1 protein-coding gene is annotated in these 2,015 nt (G+C 51.0%); it reads left to right on the top strand.

What is annotated here, in order from left to right; translation table 11 throughout:
• Positions 1 to 158: 158 nt before the first annotated feature.
• The coding region (locus KDK13_RS10785) for an NEL-type E3 ubiquitin ligase domain-containing protein (RefSeq protein ID WP_257284974.1) at positions 159 to 2,015 on the top strand (1,857 nt) is incomplete at its 3' end.

The following is a 2,015-nucleotide window of genomic DNA, read 5'->3' on the forward strand; positions in this document are numbered from 1 at the left end:
TCCATGTTGATTACGACAGCCTTGTCAAGAGTTACCTGCTCAATGGTGAGAACCCTGACACCCTGGCTCCTCTGGACTGGTCGGAGGTTGTAAGGCTCATAGAGGCGGTTCCATCCCCGGCAAAAAATGAAGACTAAGTAACCATACAAGGAGGAATTATGAATACCAATGCAATGACCACAGGCACTATGCCTTTAGCAAACACATCATCACCTGTTGATAACAGCCAAGTTGATCAAAACCGTCTTGATCAAAACAACGTAAATGGACAACGATGCATCCCGCAACCTGAAACGGCTTCTTACCCATCAGCAACCGCATCATTGGCAGATCGTGATGCCACTGAGTCAATACCGGTGACCCCGGATGAAATGAAAGAGTTAATTCTGCGGGGGAATTTTTCTAATGATGTCCATTACCTGGTCATAGGTAACCTTAAACTTGACCAATGCCCGGCCGCTAGTCTGCCCGGGCAGTTCAGCGTGTTCGGGGACTTATCGCTTACCGATTGCGTCAATCTGAAGCACATATCCGGAAAACTCACCGTGCAGGGGGATTTTTCTGTTTCCGGTGACACCGGCCTGGAGACGCTGTCTGGGAAAATCCACATCAAAGGCGACGGTATGCTTAAAAATCGCCTCAACCTGAAAAGTCTGTCCGGGGATATCACCGTTGATGGCCAGCTTTATTTGGAAATGTGCCCCGAGCTGTCGGAGCTGCCCGAGCAACTCATTGTGAAGAGTCATTTTAGACTTAAGGCTTGCAATAAGATCAGTAAGCTGCCCGATAACCTTGGTGTGGGGGGGGCTTTGTTACTCAGGCGTTGCACCGGCATCAGGGAACTGCCCAGGAATCTCTCTGCGGCGGAGCTTATTCTCGATGATTGCAGCGGTCTGAGTGAACTGCCTGATGGTCTCTACGTGAGGGGCGATGTCAGTCTTATCGGTTGTATCAGCCTGAGAGCCTTGCCTGAGAACCCCTTCTTTGAGGGCCACCTGTCTCTTAAGGGTTGCAGGAGCCTGACAGCACTGCCTAACTGGATTACCGAGTTGGGAGCACTTGTTGGTGGTCAAACCCGCGAAGTCGATCTTTCTGATACCGGGCTGTCTGATGAATTACATCAACGTATCTCCGCCCTGCCCCAGCCCGAAGGCATGCTGTTTCGTTTTGACATGGGCAGAGGCAACCCTGCGCATAAGTTTGAAACACTGCAAGAAGGCCTGGATTTCTGGCGGGAGTTGGCTTCAGCCGATGCAGAAACCCCGGAACTTAACCTTCAGTCTGGCCAGGCTGCTCACCTTATTGGCTTTTTCGGGCGACTGACAGGCACCGCCGATTACCAGAATCTGGCTACCCGTCCTGTCCTGGCCCAACGGGTAATGGCGGTCATGTCATTAATGGCCGGTAATGACCAGCTTCGCAATGCTGCCGTGGATCGTATCGTATTTGGCAGCACTTCCTGTGATGACCGGGTGACCCTGGCCCTGGATGATCTGGAAACAATGCAATTACTGACTGCTGCCCAAACCCTGGCAGTTGAACAGCATGACCCCACTCAATTGAAGGCGTTGGGTCGGCAGATGATGATTCTGGATAAGATCAAGGCAATCGCCAGATCACATATGCAAACACTCGCCTGGGTGGATGAGATTGAGGTTGAGCTGGCGTTCCGGATTGAATTAGGCAAGTTCTTCGAGTTTCCCGGATCAACTCAAGAGATGTTATTCCGGAAGTGTGCTTTTGTGAACGACAAGGATATTGAAAGCGCTCGCGCCAACATTGAAGAAACCTGTACGGACGCAGCGCTTGAGGCTTTTCTTGCCCAGTGGGAACCCTGGCAGAAATTTCAGCGCCCGCTGGCAGTGCGGCCTTTTGATCAACTGGAACCAAGACCCGTAGACCGTATTGATGACTGCCCTATATTTGGTGAAAAAACCGATAAAATGATTCGGCTGGGTAATGTCCATGTTGATTACGACAGCCTTGTCAAGAGTTACCTGCTCAATGGTGAGAAC

It is taken from the genome of Endozoicomonas sp. SESOKO1 (assembly GCF_024606265.1).
In the GTDB taxonomy this organism is placed as follows: domain Bacteria; phylum Pseudomonadota; class Gammaproteobacteria; order Pseudomonadales; family Endozoicomonadaceae; genus Endozoicomonas.